Origin of the sequence: Croceivirga radicis (genome assembly GCF_002072105.2) — a bacterium.
In the GTDB taxonomy this organism is placed as follows: Bacteria; Bacteroidota; Bacteroidia; order Flavobacteriales; family Flavobacteriaceae; genus Croceivirga; species Croceivirga radicis.
In genome coordinates this window covers 308,682-324,977 of the sequence record NZ_MTBC01000003.1, presented here as the reverse complement: position 1 = coordinate 324,977, position 16,296 = coordinate 308,682, and the positions used below count along the sequence as shown (strand labels likewise).

The 16,296-nt window shown below is 36.2% G+C and carries 17 protein-coding genes; 10 read left to right on the top strand and 7 right to left on the bottom strand.

Annotation, left to right across the window (positions count from 1 at the left end; genetic code table 11):
• Positions 1-2: 2 nt before the first annotated feature.
• Entirely contained in the window at positions 3-371 is a 369-nt protein-coding gene (locus tag BUL40_RS06335) for a VOC family protein (RefSeq protein ID WP_141239644.1), read from the top strand.
• Between the two features lie 5 nt (positions 372-376).
• Here BUL40_RS06335 and BUL40_RS06330 read toward each other — a convergent pair whose 3' ends face one another.
• The 5 genes from BUL40_RS06330 to BUL40_RS06310 form a co-directional block, all read right to left on the bottom strand.
• Complete coding sequence (locus BUL40_RS06330) at positions 377-739, bottom strand: heavy metal-binding domain-containing protein (protein WP_095529364.1); 363 nt, start codon at positions 737-739, stop codon at positions 377-379.
• Between the two features lie 6 nt (positions 740-745).
• A complete protein-coding gene (locus BUL40_RS06325) occupies positions 746-2,437 on the bottom strand; it encodes an alpha-amylase family glycosyl hydrolase (protein WP_080318526.1) in 1,692 nt (563 codons plus the stop codon).
• Between the two features lie 88 nt (positions 2,438-2,525).
• The gene (locus BUL40_RS06320; RefSeq protein WP_010517916.1) at positions 2,526-3,302 is read right to left on the bottom strand and encodes a carboxypeptidase-like regulatory domain-containing protein; all 777 of its coding nucleotides are present in this window, start codon (positions 3,300-3,302) and stop codon (positions 2,526-2,528) included.
• Between the two features lie 76 nt (positions 3,303-3,378).
• A complete protein-coding gene (locus tag BUL40_RS06315) occupies positions 3,379-5,145 on the bottom strand; it encodes a DEAD/DEAH box helicase (protein WP_080318525.1) in 1,767 nt (588 codons plus the stop codon).
• Positions 5,146-5,311: 166 nt separating this feature from the next.
• Complete coding sequence (locus BUL40_RS06310) at positions 5,312-5,887, bottom strand: non-canonical purine NTP diphosphatase (RefSeq protein WP_080318524.1); 576 nt, start codon at positions 5,885-5,887, stop codon at positions 5,312-5,314.
• 40 nt (positions 5,888-5,927) lie between these two features.
• On the opposite strand from BUL40_RS06310, the gene BUL40_RS06305 reads away from it, so the two are divergent.
• The 3 genes from BUL40_RS06305 (at position 5,928) to BUL40_RS06295 (ending at position 9,467) form a co-directional block, all read left to right on the top strand.
• Positions 5,928-6,380, top strand: coding sequence for a methyltransferase family protein (locus tag BUL40_RS06305; RefSeq protein ID WP_080318523.1), 453 nt, complete (start codon positions 5,928-5,930; stop codon positions 6,378-6,380).
• A 169-nt stretch (positions 6,381-6,549) separates the two neighbouring features.
• Complete coding sequence (gene serA, locus BUL40_RS06300; RefSeq protein ID WP_010517912.1) at positions 6,550-8,442, top strand: phosphoglycerate dehydrogenase; 1,893 nt, start codon at positions 6,550-6,552, stop codon at positions 8,440-8,442.
• 125 nt (positions 8,443-8,567) lie between these two features.
• A complete protein-coding gene (locus BUL40_RS06295; RefSeq protein ID WP_176465453.1) occupies positions 8,568-9,467 on the top strand; it encodes a type IV pili methyl-accepting chemotaxis transducer N-terminal domain-containing protein in 900 nt (299 codons plus the stop codon).
• Here BUL40_RS06295 and rlmH read toward each other — a convergent pair.
• Complete coding sequence (rlmH, locus tag BUL40_RS06290; RefSeq protein ID WP_080318521.1) at positions 9,430-9,903, bottom strand: 23S rRNA (pseudouridine(1915)-N(3))-methyltransferase RlmH; 474 nt, start codon at positions 9,901-9,903, stop codon at positions 9,430-9,432. The genes BUL40_RS06295 and rlmH overlap by 38 nt on opposite strands.
• A 90-nt stretch (positions 9,904-9,993) precedes the next feature.
• On the opposite strand from rlmH, the gene nadC reads away from it, so the two are divergent.
• From nadC to priA, 4 genes are read left to right on the top strand one after another with little or no spacing between them, the layout of a single operon-like run.
• Entirely contained in the window at positions 9,994-10,851 is an 858-nt protein-coding gene (gene nadC, locus BUL40_RS06285; protein ID WP_080318632.1) for a carboxylating nicotinate-nucleotide diphosphorylase, read from the top strand.
• A complete protein-coding gene (locus BUL40_RS06280; RefSeq protein ID WP_080318520.1) occupies positions 10,852-11,832 on the top strand; it encodes a YihY/virulence factor BrkB family protein in 981 nt (326 codons plus the stop codon). It abuts the gene before it with no gap.
• Positions 11,825-12,256 (top strand): DUF2147 domain-containing protein, encoded by a 432-nt coding sequence (locus tag BUL40_RS06275; protein ID WP_244901831.1) that lies wholly within the window; start codon positions 11,825-11,827, stop codon positions 12,254-12,256. The genes BUL40_RS06280 and BUL40_RS06275 overlap by 8 nt, the downstream gene beginning before the upstream one ends.
• 9 nt (positions 12,257-12,265) lie before the next feature.
• Positions 12,266-14,722, top strand: a complete 2,457-nt coding sequence (priA, locus tag BUL40_RS06270) for a replication restart helicase PriA (protein ID WP_080318518.1) — start codon at positions 12,266-12,268, stop codon at positions 14,720-14,722.
• A gap of 3 nt (positions 14,723-14,725) precedes the next feature.
• On the opposite strand, the gene BUL40_RS06265 is transcribed toward priA, so the two are convergent.
• Complete coding sequence (locus tag BUL40_RS06265; protein WP_010517956.1) at positions 14,726-15,418, bottom strand: LytR/AlgR family response regulator transcription factor; 693 nt, start codon at positions 15,416-15,418, stop codon at positions 14,726-14,728.
• 236 nt (positions 15,419-15,654) lie between these two features.
• On the opposite strand from BUL40_RS06265, the gene rpsF reads away from it, so the two are divergent.
• Both rpsF and rpsR read left to right on the top strand, forming a co-directional pair.
• The gene (gene rpsF, locus BUL40_RS06260; protein WP_010517957.1) at positions 15,655-15,993 is read left to right on the top strand and encodes a 30S ribosomal protein S6; all 339 of its coding nucleotides are present in this window, start codon (positions 15,655-15,657) and stop codon (positions 15,991-15,993) included.
• Position 15,994: 1 nt separating this feature from the next.
• Positions 15,995-16,294, top strand: a complete 300-nt coding sequence (gene rpsR, locus BUL40_RS06255; protein WP_176465457.1) for a 30S ribosomal protein S18 — start codon at positions 15,995-15,997, stop codon at positions 16,292-16,294.
• The last annotated feature ends 2 nt before the right edge of the window (positions 16,295-16,296 follow it).

Here is a 16,296-nt window from a genome sequence, read left to right as displayed (position 1 = left end):
TTATGATATGTTGGTTTGAAATTCCAGTAATTGATATGAAAAGGGCTATTGCTTTTTATGAATCGGTCTTTGCATTTCACATAAAACACCACAATTTTGGAACTACAGAAATGGCACTGATTTCAAAAAAAGATGAAAAACTAAAAGATATAGGGGCTTTAGTTTTAAACAAAGAACATTACTTTCCTAATAGTTCTGAAGGAATTCTAATTTTTTTCCAATCCTCTAACTTGCAAAAAGAAATGAATTTAATTGAGAAGAGCGGAGGTACCATATTGAGACCAAAAGCCCAAATTAACGAGGAACTTGGTTTTATGGGATTATTTCTAGACTCGGAAGGGAATAGAATTGGCTTGCGTTCTATAAATTAAAAGAACTAAATTTTATTGCCGAAGTTGTCATACCCGGGCGTTCCGCATTTGCATTCTCCTTTTTTACAGGTACATTCTCCTTCTTTGCACTGGCATAGTTTATGGTCTTTGTCTTGGTGGTGATTGGCTTGTACTACTAAATCCATCTTACAAACTGGGCATTTACCTTTATCTGTATAGTTTTTACCTTCCTCACAATCCATGGGGCAGGCATATGCCGTGCTTTTATTTTCTACAGAATCTTTTACAATAGAAATATTTTTTTCTACGGTCTCCTGTAAAGCTTCCGTAGTATTTTCTGCTTGTTTTTGTTTGCAACTTAATACCAACAAAGTAATTATTGCAAAATAGATAAATTTTGTTTTCATAATGTTTTATTCTTTTACTTCTAACAAGGCAGTTGAATAAGGGTTGTCTAAAGTTACTTTGCCTTTCTTCACTAAAACTTCAGTTTCAGAATAGGCATCCCAAAGGGTTGTACCATCACCAAAGAAGCCTTTTACATTTAAATCTTTCTTGCCTTCTGGTAAATCCAATCCAATGACCACCTTGTCCCGTATATCATCTTGAACATAACTTCTAGAGAATACATATGGGTATTTGGATAACCTACTGTGTTTACCAGCACCTACCGCCATATGGTTTCTCCTAAATTGCCCCAATTTTTGCCAATGTTGGTGTATCTTCTTTATGGTATCTACACTATCTAAATCTGACCAATTCATGGTGGAACGTAGATTGGCATCACCAATAGCTCCTTCTACTTTTAGCGGTCTCATGGTTTCATCTCCATAATAAATTTGAGATGCACCGGGCGTTAGCAATAGCATGTTTGCCGTTTTGTAAGGTTTTTTTCGGTCAGGATCAAATGGTTGCCCATCATCATGGCTACTTAAATAATTTAAGATGCTCTTACCGGCAAATTTGGTGTTTAACAAGTAGCTATATTTTCTAAAAACCGATTCATAGTCTCTTTCGGCATCATACTTTAATTCAAAGTTTATCAATGCTTTAAAACCGTGATTAAAATAATCTACTTGTTTATCGCCAAAATCATATTTTCTACCAGCAGATATGCCATAGTTGTACACTTCTCCAACCATATAAAAGGGCAGTTGGTCCATTACTTCTTCTGGGTGTTTCTTTTTCCATAGCTCAAAGGCGTGTTGTGCTTCTTTTTCTAATTCTGCCCAGGCATTTTCGTTTACATGTTTTACCGTATCTACCCTAAAGCCATCTACCCCAAATTCGTGTATATAATCCGTTAACCATTTTATAATATAAAATCGTGGCGCCCTTGGGTAACCAGTGCGTTCAAAAAAACGATTCAATTCATCTAATTCTTGGCTTAACCTACCTTCTTGCTTCCATTTAGATAAAAGGGCATCCGGTAGTTCTACCGCTTCATCAGATTCAGTTAAAATGTCTGGTAAATTAGCCACTAAGGTGCAGGCAGTTGTGCCTTCATAGGTACTAAAATCACATTTAGGACTTGTTCTAACCCATTCTTCTGGCCAAACTGGGTCCAATTCCGTCACCGGGCCCGTATGGTTCATTACTACATCTAGAATAACACGGATTCCCTTTTTATGAGCACTTTTTACCAGCCTATGTAAGTCTTGTTTGGTGCCAAAGTTTGGGTCAATAGCAGTCCAATCCTTGGTCCAATACCCGTGAAAAGCATATGTTGGCCCCGTACCTTCATCCGTACTGCCGTGAATTTGTTCTACAATTGGGGTAAACCATATGGCGTTAACTCCCAAATCATTAAAATAACCCTCCTCAATTTTCTGCACAATTCCATTAAGATCACCTCCCTTAAACCCTCTTAAAACAGCGGTGCTATCTTTACGATTAAATGTAATGTCGTTTTCTGGGTTACCGTTTTTAAAACGATCGGTAAGCAAAAAATAGATATTGGCCCCTTCCCAAGCAAATGGCGGATGTTTTATCTCTTCTTCCACAATAGTATCGGTTTGGGGTTGGTTAGCTAGTTTAGAATCGACTTTTTTACAGTTGACAAAGCAAAGTGCCCCAGTTGTAATAGCCAAAAGCAGTTTTCTCATAGTTGAGGATTTTGGCTAAGCTATAAAATGCCTTTCAGATTAAAAAAAAAATTAATGGACTAGGGGTGTCAAGTTATAAGTTGAAAACCTAACGCCTATTTAAAACTTTGTATTCTTCATAGCAACCACTAATTGCGTCAAGTATTTGCAAATCGTTCGCGGTTTGAATAAAAGAAGTAGAGTAGTTACAGTTACTAAGGATGTCTTCAATATCCATTTTAGTCAATTGCAATAATTGTGTAAGGGTTTCGCGATCAAATTTAGAAGCCAATAAATCGCGGATATTATCATCTTCTTTCATTTGACGCAATTTGCGCATCTGTTGTGGTTTTTTGCCAAACAAATTACGGAGTAAGTCTGCTGGGTTCATTATAGCGCCTAACACCTTGGTAACGGCACCGGGGTTCTTATTACCAGCTTCATAGCTTTTGTTTAAACCAGAGATACTATATTGGTAGGCAGAATTTACAGGTAGGTTCTTAACGTCAATTTCTAGATAGCCAGTCAGTTCATAAGGCCTAACCACAACTTCTTCTAATGCATAGGCCAATTCTGTAAGTGCAATTTTGGTGCCTCCAAATTTGAACATGTCATTGGTGACCCTAATTTTTTGGGGTTTAAAACCAAGAAAGGTAAAGTATAACGTATCATTAACGGATGCATTGATGTTAAATTCACCTTCTGCATCCGTAATGGTACCAATAACTTTATTTAGATTGATGACGTGTACGCTTTCTAGTGGCATGTCTGATTGCGCATTTACCACATTTGCCTTTAGGTTCTCTACGGGTAAATTCTCTTCTGCATCTTGTGCCAAAATACTACCACCTAATAAGAAAAGCGTAACCCAAAGAAAATTTTTCATCAATAATAAATTCTATACTAAAAGTACAAAACAACAAAAATAAATGAGGTAATTCCTAACTTTAGGAAGTACTTAACTAAAAGAAGCCTTTGTTTTTTTTGCCTTTTTTGTTTTTAGAGCCGCCTCTAGAGCCTCTAAAACCATCTTTGGAATTTCCACCCTTGCGACGGCCACCACCGCCACCACCGCCGCGGTTACGGTCTCTTTTTCTTTTACCACCACCGCCACGGCCAGGATTTTTAGAGATTTCTACATTAACGAACCTGCCTTCTAGTTTAAAGTCTTTAAACGTTTCTAATACTAAAGGTGCAACTTTTGCATCTGTATTAAAGAAAGAGAAGGTGTCTTTGGTGTCTACCTTAAATAAATCTTCCCTATCTAAACTTAGGTTATCTCTTAAGAAATCTTTTAAGGACATCCAATCGTAACCATCACGCTCTCCTATATTGATGAAGAAACGTACAGACCCATCACTTGGGATTTCTCCTTGCTCTGTGTTTGACGATCTTTCTGATCCACCACCAGCATTAATGTCTTTGGTTTTATTGTAATAGTTGAAGAAACGTGTAAATTCTACAGAAACAATCTTTTTAATAAGCTCCTCACGGTCTATGCCTTCTAAAACATCATTAATAGCTGGTAAATAAGATTCTATTTCAGAATTGATTTTAGTTTCTTTAATACTGTTTGCCAAGTGGTATAATTGAATTTCGCAAATTTCCATTCCGGAAGGGATATTCTTTTCCAAGAATTTTGTTTGGATTTTCTTTTCAATGGCACGTATTTTTCTAATCTCACTACGTGTTATTATAACCATTGAAATACCACTTTTACCAGCTCTACCTGTACGTCCACTTCTATGTGTGTAGGTTTCAATTTCGTCTGGTAATTGGTAGTTAATTACGTGGGTTACATCATCTACGTCTATACCACGAGCAGCAACATCTGTTGCAACCAACATTTGAATTTGTTTCTTACGAAACGCGTTCATGGCCAAATCTCGTTGGTTCTGACTTAAATCGCCATGAAGCGCACCGGCATTATAACCATCTTCAATAAGTTTTTCAGCAATTTTCTGCGTATCTCTTTTGGTTCTACAAAAGATTACAGAAAAGATTCCTGGATTAGCATCTGCCAATCGTTTTAATGCGGCATAACGGTCTCTACCGCCAACCACATAATACTCGTGCTGTACGGTATTTGCCCCACTGTTTTTAGAACCAACCGTAATTTCTTTGGGTTGGTGCATAAATTTTTTGGCAATGGTGGCTACTTCTTTTGGCATGGTTGCAGAAAACAACCAAGTAGATTTCTCTTTAGGTGTGTTAGATAGGATGTCTTTGATATCTTCATAGAAGCCCATGTTCAACATCTCATCGGCTTCATCCAAAACACAATAATCTATTTTGGTAATGTCTACCATACCACGGCCGATCATATCTTTCATTCTTCCAGGGGTAGCCACAACAATCTGTGCACCTCTCTTTATTTGTCTTGCTTGATCGGTAATGCTTGCACCACCATAAATAGCAACTATGTTTAGCCCTTTTTCATATTTGGAATAGGCTTCCATTTCTTTTGCTATTTGTAAACAAAGTTCCCTTGTTGGTGATAGGATAAGTGCCTGTGTGGTTCTGCTGGCAACATCAATTTTTTGAATAAGCGGAAAGCCAAATGCAGCAGTCTTACCAGTTCCTGTTTGCGCAAGGGCAACCAAGTCGGTCTCGTCTTCCAATAAAATTGGGATGGCTTTTTCTTGTACTTCAGAAGGGGTTTCAAAACCCATGTCTGTAATAGCAGACAATAAGGACTCATTAAGTCCTAAATTTTCAAATTTAGACATAAATATGTTATAAGTAATCGCAAATACGTGTGTTGCTTGAGCGTTTTACCTATAACCAAATAAGCCCTTTGCAACACCCTTGCCCTATATTTTTAAGGGCCATCGGCGTAAATTAAGCGGCAAAGGTACGCTTAAATTTTAACATGCAAGCATTTAATGCAAAAAGCTATAATTGTTGCAAAAAAGATATAAGTTGTTGTATGGCTTTGCCTCGGTGTCCTATTTCATTTTTTACGCTAAGGGGCAACTCTGCAAAAGTTTTGGAATGGCCATCTGGCCTAAAAATTGGGTCATAACCAAAACCTTGATTTCCACTTTTTTCCTTGTTGATAACACCGTTTACTCTCCCTTCAAAAAAATGATGCTTAATGGGTAATTGTAAGGAAATTATGGTTTTAAAATATGCAGAACGATTTTCCACGCCATCAAGATTTTTTAGCAATTTGGCCATATTGTCTTCTGCATTTTTTTGTGGGCCGGCATAGCGGGCAGAAAACACACCGGGCTCACTATCTAATGCGGGTACCAAAAGTCCGGTGTCATCTGCAAAACAAGGAAATTTATACTTTCTAAAAATATAATCTGATTTTAGCTTGGCGTTTTCTTCAAGTGTGGTCCCGGTTTCTTTTATATCCTCAAAACACCCTATCATATCTAAAGACAACAAATCAATAGAATTGGGCATTAGGGCCGCTACTTCCTTAAATTTATTTTTATTGTGTGTGGCAAAAACCAATTGCATAGTTGTAATTTAGGAGCATAAAAATAACCAATACCACCTAATGAAGTTCAAAGTTGTACCTATTTTAGTATTCAGTTTTTTTGCTTTGGCCATGTACATGTTGGCAAGGTATTTGCCTTTTGGCCAGTTTGAATTTACTGGTAGGACAATCCTCATGTATTTTCTATCTGGGTTGGCCGTTGTAATAACATTTTGGTCCTTAATCTTATTCAAGATAAACAATACCACTGTAGACCCCTTAAATCCAAATAAAACTACACATTTAGTTACCAATGGTATTTATGGTTTTTCTAGAAATCCTATGTATTTAGCCATGTTACTTTTGTTGTTGGCACTAGGTCTATTTTTAGGTAATGCTTTTAATACTTTGTTGGCGGCAGCTTTTGTAATGGTAATGAACAAAACACAAATAGTTCCAGAAGAAGCCGTTTTAGGAGAAAAATTTGGACAAGAATACAAGTTGTACCTAAAAGCGGTAAGAAGGTGGTTTTAATTACAGATTTAATTGAGAGAAAACGCTTTCGTGCTAATTTATACGTAATGCAAAGCACATTTTACAATCAAATTGTTAATAAGTAGATAAGAATCTTCGATTTATCCGTTTTTAGGTAGGTTGGCCATTTAAAATCTATAATTTTACAGTTCTATTTTGACAACCTATCATGATAGCAACAGGAAGAAAATACGTATTTGATTTTGATAGCACCCTAACTAGGGTAGAGGCATTGGATGTCTTGGCAGAAATGACCCTTAAAGACCGTTCTGATAAGGAAGCGGTTTTGGAAGAAATTCAAAATATTACCAATTTAGGAATAGATGGTGATATTTCGTTTACAGAGTCGTTAGAGCGCCGTATAAAATTGTTAAAGGCCAATAAGGCAGATTTAGCACCTTTAATTGCAGCGCTAAGAAAAAAGTTGTCTAAATCTATTGAGGAGAACATCTCATTTTTTCATGATCATTCAGAGGATATTTATGTTATTTCTTGTGGATTTAAAGAATTTATAGACCCTATAGTGGCTGATCTAAATATTCCATCTGAACGTGTGTATGCAAATACCTTTAAGTTTGATGCGGATGGTAATATTATTGGCTTTGATGAAGACAATGTTTTGTCTTCCCACAATGGAAAAATACAATGCCTTAAAGATTTAAATTTAGAGGGCGAAGTACAGGTAATAGGAGATGGATATAGTGACTATGTAATGCGAGAAGCTGGCATAGCGGATAAATTTTTCGCCTATACGGAAAATGTACATAGAGAAAAAGCGGCGAGTAATGCCGATTACGTAACACCTAACCTAAACGAATTTTTATTTGTGAACGATTTACCAAGAAAAGTTTCTTACCCAAAGAACAGGATTAAAATATTATTATTAGAGAACGTACATTCAGATGCGTTAGAACGTTTATCAGAAGAAGGATTCTCTGTAGAGTTAATCAAAAACGCTTTACCAGAAGAAGAGTTGATAGAGCGCATTAAGGGCGTGCATGTTTTGGGTATACGTTCTAAAACCCAGGTTACCCAGAAAGTGTTGGATGCAGCAGATCGTTTAATGGTAGTGGGCGCTTTTTGTATTGGTACCACGCAAATAGACTTGGATGCGGCTAAGAAGAAAGGTGTTGTAGTATTTAATGCACCGTATAGCAACACACGTTCTGTGGTAGAATTGGCTATAGGGCAAATAATAATGCTTAAACGAAGTATTTTTGCTAGAAGTACAGAAATACACCAAGGTAAATGGTTTAAAACAGCCTTGAACTCTCAAGAGGTTAGGGGTAAAAACTTAGGTATTGTTGGTTATGGTAATATTGGTAAGCAACTCTCCGTACTTGCAGAGGCAATAGGAATGCATGTGTATTACTATGATGTTTCTGACCAATTGGCTTTGGGTAATGCGGTAAAATGCAACTCACTTGAAGAACTTTTGGGACTATCAGATGTGGTTACTTTGCATATAGATGACAATAAGGACAACGAAAACTTTATTGGCGAAAAAGAAATTAGCCAAATGAGGGATGGTGCCATGCTTATTAACCTTTCTAGGGGATTTGTAGTAGATATTTCTGCTTTGGCGGCGGCACTAAAAAGTGGTAAAATAGGTGGTGCGGCAGTAGATGTTTATCCAGAGGAGCCAAGAAGTAATGGTGAGTTCTTTACAGAATTGGCCGGTTTAGAAAATGTGATTTTAACCCCACATATTGGTGGAAGTACAGAAGAGGCCCAAAAAGACATCGCAGAGTTTGTACCCAATAAAATAATGGAGTATATTAATTCTGGTACTACTGTAGATGCGGTTAATTTTCCAAACATAAGATTGCCAAAACAGCAAAATTCACATCGTTTTTTACATACCCATAAAAATGTTCCTGGTGTAATGGCAAAAATCAATGAAATTTTGGCCAAATATGAAATGAATATTTCTGGGCAATACTTATCAACTGATCCAGATGTTGGTTATGTTATTACGGATTTAGATAAAGACTATAACAAGGAAGTAATCCAAGAACTTAAGGCAATTAACCATACCCTAAAATTTAGGGTGTTGTATTAAAAATTGTTCCACCACTAGTAATTTAATATTGGTGGCTACTTTTTAACGGTTCGCAACAAATATTCTTTACAACTAATTTTCAAAGCTTAATTTGTAAGAAATATCTTATGATTAAGCTTTTTTTTATGAAAAAACCTTGGAACCAAAGTTTTAGAGCGTACTATCTATTAGTAATAACAATACTAGTGATTACCGTGGTAAATCAATCCATAACGCAGTACGCTTTTAAAAAAGAACAAGGTAGAGCCAAGGTGGTAAACCTTTCTGGTAAACAAAGAATGTTAGGGCAAAAATTATTGGCAGAATACTATACTTGTCGTTTAAATAAGTGCAATTATGGTGAAATTACGTATTTGCTCAATAAGATAGAATCTTCCATTAAGTTACTGCAAGATGGAAGTCCTAATTTGAATATTTCTCAACTTGATAATTCAGAAATAGAGGCGAACTTTGAGCGGTTGCATCCAAACTTTATATGGCTAAAATCTAAATTTTTTAATAGGGAAGGTATTTCAAGATTAACAGAAGCAGACGTTACGTTTCGGGTTAATCGTTTTGTTCAAATCATGGACGAAATTACCATGCAATTTCAAATTCAGTCAGAACAGGAATTTCAATCCTTAAAAATATTGGAGTTAGAATTGGCTATCTTTTCTATTTTAATCTTGCTTTTTGAAATATTTTTTGTGGTAAATCCAATTATTTCAAAGCTTGCGGACCACAAACAGAAACTAACCAAACTAGCCTGGCATCATACCCATGCTTTTAGTTCGCATATGCGCAATATCAACGATTTAAAGTTTGTGTTAAAAGTAGAAAAGAACGTAGAACGTCGCCAAGAAATCATGCATTTTATTGGTGAGGAGCTAGAAGAATTAAATAAGGTTTCTGAGAATATGACCGCAGCTTTTGCCACGGAAAAACCAAAAAATACAGACACTTCTATTGCCTCTAAAATAAAGACCTTATTAAAAAGTGCTAACAAAATTAGCGATGGTGATAAGGCTCGTTCCGTAGAATCGTAAATGCTCGATAAATTTGTTCAATAGTAAAAAGGCGCACCATTTGGTGAGAGAAGGTCATTTTGGATAAACTAATCTTACTATTGGCACGTGCATAGAGTGCATCACTAAAGCCGTAGGGTCCTCCAATAACAAAAATTAGATTTTTAATACCGCTATTCATTCGTTTTTGAAGTATTTCTGAAAAACCTACCGAAGAAAATTGTTTACCATTTTCATCTAAAAGACAAAGATGGTCCGCAGGTTGTAGTTTGGCCAAGATTAATTCGCCCTCTTTCTTTTTTTGTTCCATTTCAGAAAGGTTCTTAACATTTTTAATGTCGGGAATAATGATTAAATCAAAAGGAACATAATGTGTTAACCTATTGGTGTAGTGTTCAATAAGGGTGTTTAATTCTTTCTTATCTGTTTTACCTATGGCAACTACTTGTATTTTCATCTTCACAAGATAATTAATTACAAAAGTACCATTTGTAGTTGAGCGCTTTTTTTGGTTGCCATTTTTATTAAATTAGCCAAAAGCCTTTGCATGATTTCTGAAGAACAATTTAAAAAAGAGTTAGATTATATAATAAGTAATGCTATTAGAGAGGATGTAGGAGATGGAGACCACAGCTCGTTGGCCTGTATACCAGATACGGCAACCGGAAAAGCCAAGTTATTGGTAAAAGACAAAGGTGTCTTGGCCGGTGTGGCATTTGCAAAGATGGTGTTTAATTATGTAGACCCAAACTTAGAAGTTGAAACCTTATTAGAAGATGGTGCGCAGGTAAAGTATGGCGATATTGCTTTTTACGTAAGCGGTAGTTCGCAAAATATTTTAAAAGCAGAGCGCTTGGTTTTAAATGCCATGCAGCGTATGAGTGCCATTGCTACAAAAACAGCCTTTTTTGTAGATCTTTTAAAAGGTACCAAGACAAAAATATTAGATACCAGAAAAACTACTCCAGGTATAAGGGCATTAGAGAAATGGGCGGTTAAAATTGGTGGAGGCGAAAATCATAGATTTGCTTTATATGACATGGTTATGCTAAAAGACAATCATATAGATTTTGCCGGTGGCATTACCCAAGCCATTGAAAAAACCAAGGCTTACTTGGAGCAAACAAATAGAAACCTTAAAATTATAGTAGAAGCTAGGGATTTAGAAGAAGTGCAAACTATTTTAAAAACACCTGGTGTTTATAGAATTCTCTTGGATAATTTTAATTATGCAGATACCAGAAAAGCGGTTGCGCTAATTGGAGATACATGTCTAACGGAATCTTCTGGAGGTATTAATGAGGACACTATAAGAAATTATGCAGAATGTGGTGTTAATTACATTTCTTCTGGCGCACTAACCCATTCTGTTTACAATATGGATTTGAGCTTAAAGGCTGTTTAAATGTCTAAAGAAATAGAAGAACAGTTAGAAAAAATCCCCATAGTAAATTGGGGTGTTAAAGCCTTAAAGCAAATTAGGTTGCCTGGTTTTGAAGGACTTTCTATCTATGACTTAGCAGAAATTTACATTGTAGGGGTAGTAAAAGGTGCATTAAGTAGCAGGGCGGGTTCCATTGCCTTTAGTTTGTTTATGGCGCTATTTCCGCTACTTATTTTTTTGGTTACCCTGGTGCCATTCTTAATACCTTACGTAAGTGTAGGAAATGAGAATTTTGATACGCAATTTTTATTGTTTCTAGAATCTTTTTTGCCAACCGCTACGGGCGATTATTTTAGTGAGATATACCAACAGATAAAAGACCAAAAAAGAGGCGGATTACTTTCTTCTGCCTTTCTATTAAGTATTTTCTTGGTGGCTAACGGCGTTAACAGTATTTTCAGTGGATTTGAAAATTCGTATCATGTAGAATTAACCCGAAACTTTTTTAGGCAATATGCATATGCCCTAATGGTTGGCATAATTTTGTCCATATTATTGATTATAGGGGCTGTAGCTTTTGTCTATTTTGAATTTTACATCATAGAATATACTACGGAATATTTTGGCAGAAGATTTGGGTACAATGTAGAAGCTGGTGACGCGTTGGGTGTACAAATTGGTAAGATATTTTTCTTCTTGATTCTTACGTATTTGTTTACAGCTATATTGTACTATTTTGGAACGGTAGAAGGCAGACATGCCCGTTTTTTTTCTGTTGGGGCCTTGGTCACTACTATTTTGTTTATCTTAACCTCCTACCTATTTGGGTTTTATGTAGAAAAGTTTGCACGCTATAATGAGTTGTATGGTGCTTTAGGAGGCTTATTAATCCTCATGGTTTTTATATGGCTAAATGCCAATATATTATTGTTGGGGTTTGAGCTAAATGCAACACTTAACTCACTTAGAAAAAATGTTAATAGAGCCAAAGAAAATGTTTAAAAATATAGGACTAATAATCATTTTAATTGTATTGCCGTTTTTAACACAGGGGCAGATTGTTGGTAAATGGAAAACAATAGATGACCGCAATGGTGATTCTAAAGCTATTATACAATTATATAAAAAGGGTGATGCCCTATACGGCAAGATTGTAAAAGTGTTGCAGAAAGATAAGCAAGGTGCGCTGTGCGAAAAATGTGATGGCGATTTAAAGGACAAACCTATCTTGGGAATGGAAATTATAACCCATTTTGAGGCAGATGACGATGGGGTTTATAAGGGTAAGCGATTGTTTGACCCAGAACAGGGTATGACTTTTAGAGGTAAGATTTGGTTAGACCCAGACGATGAGTCTAAGTTAAAAGTTAGGGGTTATCTAGCGTTTTTGCATAGAACACAGACCTGGGAGCGTGTAGAAGATTAAAAAAGTACGATGCAATTTTTCTTGGATGTGATTCTGCCAATACCGGTAGAGCGCTTGTTTACCTATAGTATTACGGAAGAAGAAGCTAAATTTCTGAAAAAAGGAATGCGCGTTGCCGTACCCTTTGGTAAAGCTAAAATCTATACTGCGTTGGCTTATTCAGTACACAATAACAAACCAACCGCTTATGAGGCAAAAGAGATTGAAGCTATTCTAGATGAAGCTCCTGTTGTAACCCAACAACAACTTGAACATTGGCAGTGGATTTCGTCTTATTACATGTGTACATTAGGTGAGGTGGTACGCAGTGGTTTGCCAAGTGGGCTATTGTTAGAAAGTGAAACCCTTATTCTTCCTAAACAAATAGAAAACTTGGAAGATACCCTATTAGATGATGATGAGTTTTTGGTGGTAGAGGCATTATCCAATCAATCTTCTTTACAGATCAAGGATTTGATAGCTATTTTGGGCAAGAAGACCGTTTTACCGGTAATACAACGGTTGGTTGCCAAAGATATAGTTTCCTTAAAGGAAGAAATCAGAGAAAAATACTCACCCAAAACCAGTAAATATGTAAAACTCAATGCGGCTTACGAGGCAGAAGAGAAATTAGAAGCCGTATTAACTCAATTATCCCGTGCGCCAAAGCAGAGTAAAGCAATTCTTAGTTATTTTCAGCTATTTAGTGAAACAAAGAAACCTATAAAAGAAAGTCAACTAGAAAAAGAGGGTAATGTTTCCAAGGCGGTTATACGTGCGCTTGTAGATAAAGGTATTTTCGATTTTTATCATGTAGAAGAAGACCGTGTGTCTTTTGGTGATAAGGAGAAAGATATAGCCGCGGTTACCTTAAACGATTTACAGCAAAATGCCCTCAATACCATAATCGATACTTTTAATGAGCATAAGATTAGTTTGCTGTACGGGGTTACCGCTTCGGGAAAAACAGAGGTTTACTTAAAACTAATAGCAACTGCTATAGCAAAAGGGCAACAAGTATTGTATCTATTGCCAGAAATAGCACTTACTACACAATTAATAAATCGGTTAAAAAAATACTTTGGTAATAAAGTTGCAGTTTACCATTCAAAATACAATAGTAATGAAAGGGTAGAGGTTTGGAATAACGTACTTAACCAAAAAGATTCAGCCCAAGTAGTTATAGGAGCACGTTCCGCATTATACTTGCCTTTTTCTAATCTTGGTCTATTAGTTATAGATGAGGAACACGAAACTTCTTTTAAGCAATTTGATCCCGCACCACGTTACCACGCAAGAGATGCGGGTATTGTTTTGGCCCAATTGCATAAAGCAGATTGCTTATTGGGTAGCGCAACACCTAGCTTAGAAAGTTATTTCAATGCAATTAAAGGTAAGTACGGTCTAGCAAAAATAGAGCGTAGGTTTGGCAATGTTTTTATGCCAACTATAGAATTGGTAGATATAAAAGAGGCTACCCGTAAAAAAAGGATGAATGGTCATTTTTCTGAGCGCTTAATTAAGGCAATGACGGAGGCATTGGAAGAAAAAGAACAAATTATTCTTTTTCAAAACAGGAGGGGGTTTGCTCCAATTGTAGAATGTACTACCTGTGGGCATGCTATGCAATGCCCAAATTGCGATGTAAGCCTTACCTATCATCAACGCAGGGGGCAAATGCGTTGTCATTATTGTGGTTACCATGTGTTGCAACCCAAAACATGTGAGGCATGCGGAAATACAACATTAGATACCAAGGGTTTTGGAACCGAACAAATAGAACAAGAATTAAAAGCTATTTTTCCAAGCCATAATACCGCCCGGATGGATTTGGATACCACTAGGGGTAAGCACGGATATGCTAAATTAATTGCTGCTTTTGAGAATAAGGAAATTGATATTCTGGTGGGTACGCAAATGATAACCAAAGGTTTGGATTTTAGGAATGTTGGTTTGGTAGGTATTATGAATGCAGATACCCTTTTAAATTTTCCTGATTATAGGGCTCATGAAAAAAGTTTTCAATTAATGGTACAAGTTGCCGGTAGGGCAGGGCGTACACATAAAAGAGGTAACGTGCTTATACAGACCTATAATCCGTACCATCAAATATTGCAGCAAGTATCTACATATGATTACGAAAAAATGTTTGCGGAACAGGTGTATGAAAGAGAACAGTTTAATTACCCGCCAGCAATACGCATAGTAAAGATTACTTTAAAAGATAGGGATTATAATAAATTAAACGAAGCGGCAGAATGGTTTGCCGCTTCTTTAAGAAATAGTATTAGAGGTCAGGTTTTGGGGCCAGAGTATCCTGCGGTAGCCAGGATACGTAATGAATATTTAAAAAATATTATTGTAAAATTCCCGAAGAAAGGTTCTGTGCATGCCACAAAAAAAAGCATCAAAAGAATACAACAATCTTTTGATGCTATTAGTAGGTATAGAAGCGTTAAAGTGGTTTACAATGTAGACCACATTTAAGGCTTACACGTTAGCTAATGCTTCCGCTAGTTCAGTTTTTTTGTTTCTACTTAATGGAATTTGTCTTCCCCCCACTTCAACATTTTTACTGTTGAACTTTTCAATCTTCTCCAAATTCACGATGTAGGATTTATGAATTCTTAAGAATTTATCAGCCGGTAATTGCTTTTCAAAAGATTTCATCGTAGATAAAATTACAATATTGGCTTCATCGGTAACCAATTTAATATAGTCGCCCAATGCTTCAATCCATTTTATGTCATTTAAAATAACCTTACGTTTTTTAAGATTACTTTTCACAAAGATGTGCTCTTCATCTTCTTCCGTACGGTTTAGTTGCTCGTATTTGGTAACAGCTCTTTTAACAGAAGCTTCAAAACGTGCAAGTGTAATAGGTTTGTGCAAATAATCGGTAACATCATAATCAAACGCTTTAAGCGCATAATCTGGCTTGCCGGTTATTAAAATTACCTGAGGTGGGTTTTCCAAAGCTTCTAATAGGTCAAATCCGCTGATAATAGGCATTTCTACATCAAGGAAAATAAGGTCTACCTCATGATTTTTTAAGCCGTTCTTGGCTTCGATTGCGTTGCTGTACTCTGCTACCAATGCTAGGTGGGGATGGTTGTTGACCAACTTGGCTACGGCCATCCGCTGCATGGAGGAGTCATCTACGATTATACATCTAAGTTTCATAAATGGAGTGATTTGTGGGGTTTAAATCATCGGCAAATTACAATATCCACTCGATAAAGTGCAACAAAAGATGTAAACATGGCATATTCTGTTGTGTAATTCGTATTAAGCACGATGTAGGTTTAATATTGGTTTTTTATTGTTGATAACTTATTTAATGGTAAAACGATGTTTTTCTTTTTTTCTTGTGTAAAGGATTAAGAATGATTACTTTTGCGCTCCTTAAAAATATATTTATGAATCATTACGAAACTGTTTTCATTTTGAATCCCGTTCTGTCTGAAACACAGATAGAGGAAACAGTTAAGAAATTTGAAGATTTCTTAATCAAAAATGGGGCCAAAATGGTCGCTAAAGAAAATTGGGGCCTTAAGAAATTGGCTTACCCAATTCAACACAAGAAAAGTGGTTTTTACCATTTGTTCGAGTTTACTGCACCAGGAGAAGCTATTGAGCCTTTTGAGTTGGAGTTTAGAAGAGACGAGCGCGTTATGCGTTTCTTAACCGTAAGGTTAGACAAGCATGCAATTGCTTGGGCAGAGAAAAGAAGAACAAAACTAAAAACAAGCGCTTAAGATCATGTCATCAATAGAACAACAAGCAAAATCAAAGAAAGACGGAGAAATCAGGTATTTGACTCCGTTGAATATTGAGACCAGTAAGCAAAAAAAATACTGTCGTTTCAAAAAATCAGGTATCAAGTATATAGATTATAAAGATGCTGATTTTTTAATGAAGTTGGTAAACGAACAAGGTAAATTATTACCTAGAAGACTTACCGGTACTTCTTTAAAATACCAAAGAAAAGTGGCTCAGGCAGTAAAGAGAGCACGTCATTTGGCATTGATGCCATATGTAGGCGATATGTTAAAATAAAA

What these genes read in the sequence shown, in the direction of transcription:
- BUL40_RS06335 (WP_141239644.1), top strand. Translation starts at nt 3, where the DNA reads ATGATATGTTGGTTTGAAATTCCAGTAATTGATATGAAAAGGGCTATT.
- BUL40_RS06330 (WP_095529364.1), bottom strand. Translation starts at nt 739, where the DNA reads ATGAAAACAAAATTTATCTATTTTGCAATAATTACTTTGTTGGTATTA.
- BUL40_RS06325 (WP_080318526.1), bottom strand. Translation starts at nt 2,437, where the DNA reads ATGAGAAAACTGCTTTTGGCTATTACAACTGGGGCACTTTGCTTTGTC.
- BUL40_RS06320 (WP_010517916.1), bottom strand. Translation starts at nt 3,302, where the DNA reads ATGAAAAATTTTCTTTGGGTTACGCTTTTCTTATTAGGTGGTAGTATT.
- BUL40_RS06315 (WP_080318525.1), bottom strand. Translation starts at nt 5,145, where the DNA reads ATGTCTAAATTTGAAAATTTAGGACTTAATGAGTCCTTATTGTCTGCT.
- BUL40_RS06310 (WP_080318524.1), bottom strand. Translation starts at nt 5,887, where the DNA reads ATGCAATTGGTTTTTGCCACACACAATAAAAATAAATTTAAGGAAGTA.
- BUL40_RS06305 (WP_080318523.1), top strand. Translation starts at nt 5,928, where the DNA reads ATGAAGTTCAAAGTTGTACCTATTTTAGTATTCAGTTTTTTTGCTTTG.
- serA (WP_010517912.1), top strand. Translation starts at nt 6,550, where the DNA reads ATGATAGCAACAGGAAGAAAATACGTATTTGATTTTGATAGCACCCTA.
- BUL40_RS06295 (WP_176465453.1), top strand. Translation starts at nt 8,568, where the DNA reads ATGAAAAAACCTTGGAACCAAAGTTTTAGAGCGTACTATCTATTAGTA.
- rlmH (WP_080318521.1), bottom strand. Translation starts at nt 9,903, where the DNA reads ATGAAAATACAAGTAGTTGCCATAGGTAAAACAGATAAGAAAGAATTA.
- nadC (WP_080318632.1), top strand. Translation starts at nt 9,994, where the DNA reads ATGATTTCTGAAGAACAATTTAAAAAAGAGTTAGATTATATAATAAGT.
- BUL40_RS06280 (WP_080318520.1), top strand. Translation starts at nt 10,852, where the DNA reads ATGTCTAAAGAAATAGAAGAACAGTTAGAAAAAATCCCCATAGTAAAT.
- BUL40_RS06275 (WP_244901831.1), top strand. Translation starts at nt 11,825, where the DNA reads ATGTTTAAAAATATAGGACTAATAATCATTTTAATTGTATTGCCGTTT.
- priA (WP_080318518.1), top strand. Translation starts at nt 12,266, where the DNA reads ATGCAATTTTTCTTGGATGTGATTCTGCCAATACCGGTAGAGCGCTTG.
- BUL40_RS06265 (WP_010517956.1), bottom strand. Translation starts at nt 15,418, where the DNA reads ATGAAACTTAGATGTATAATCGTAGATGACTCCTCCATGCAGCGGATG.
- rpsF (WP_010517957.1), top strand. Translation starts at nt 15,655, where the DNA reads ATGAATCATTACGAAACTGTTTTCATTTTGAATCCCGTTCTGTCTGAA.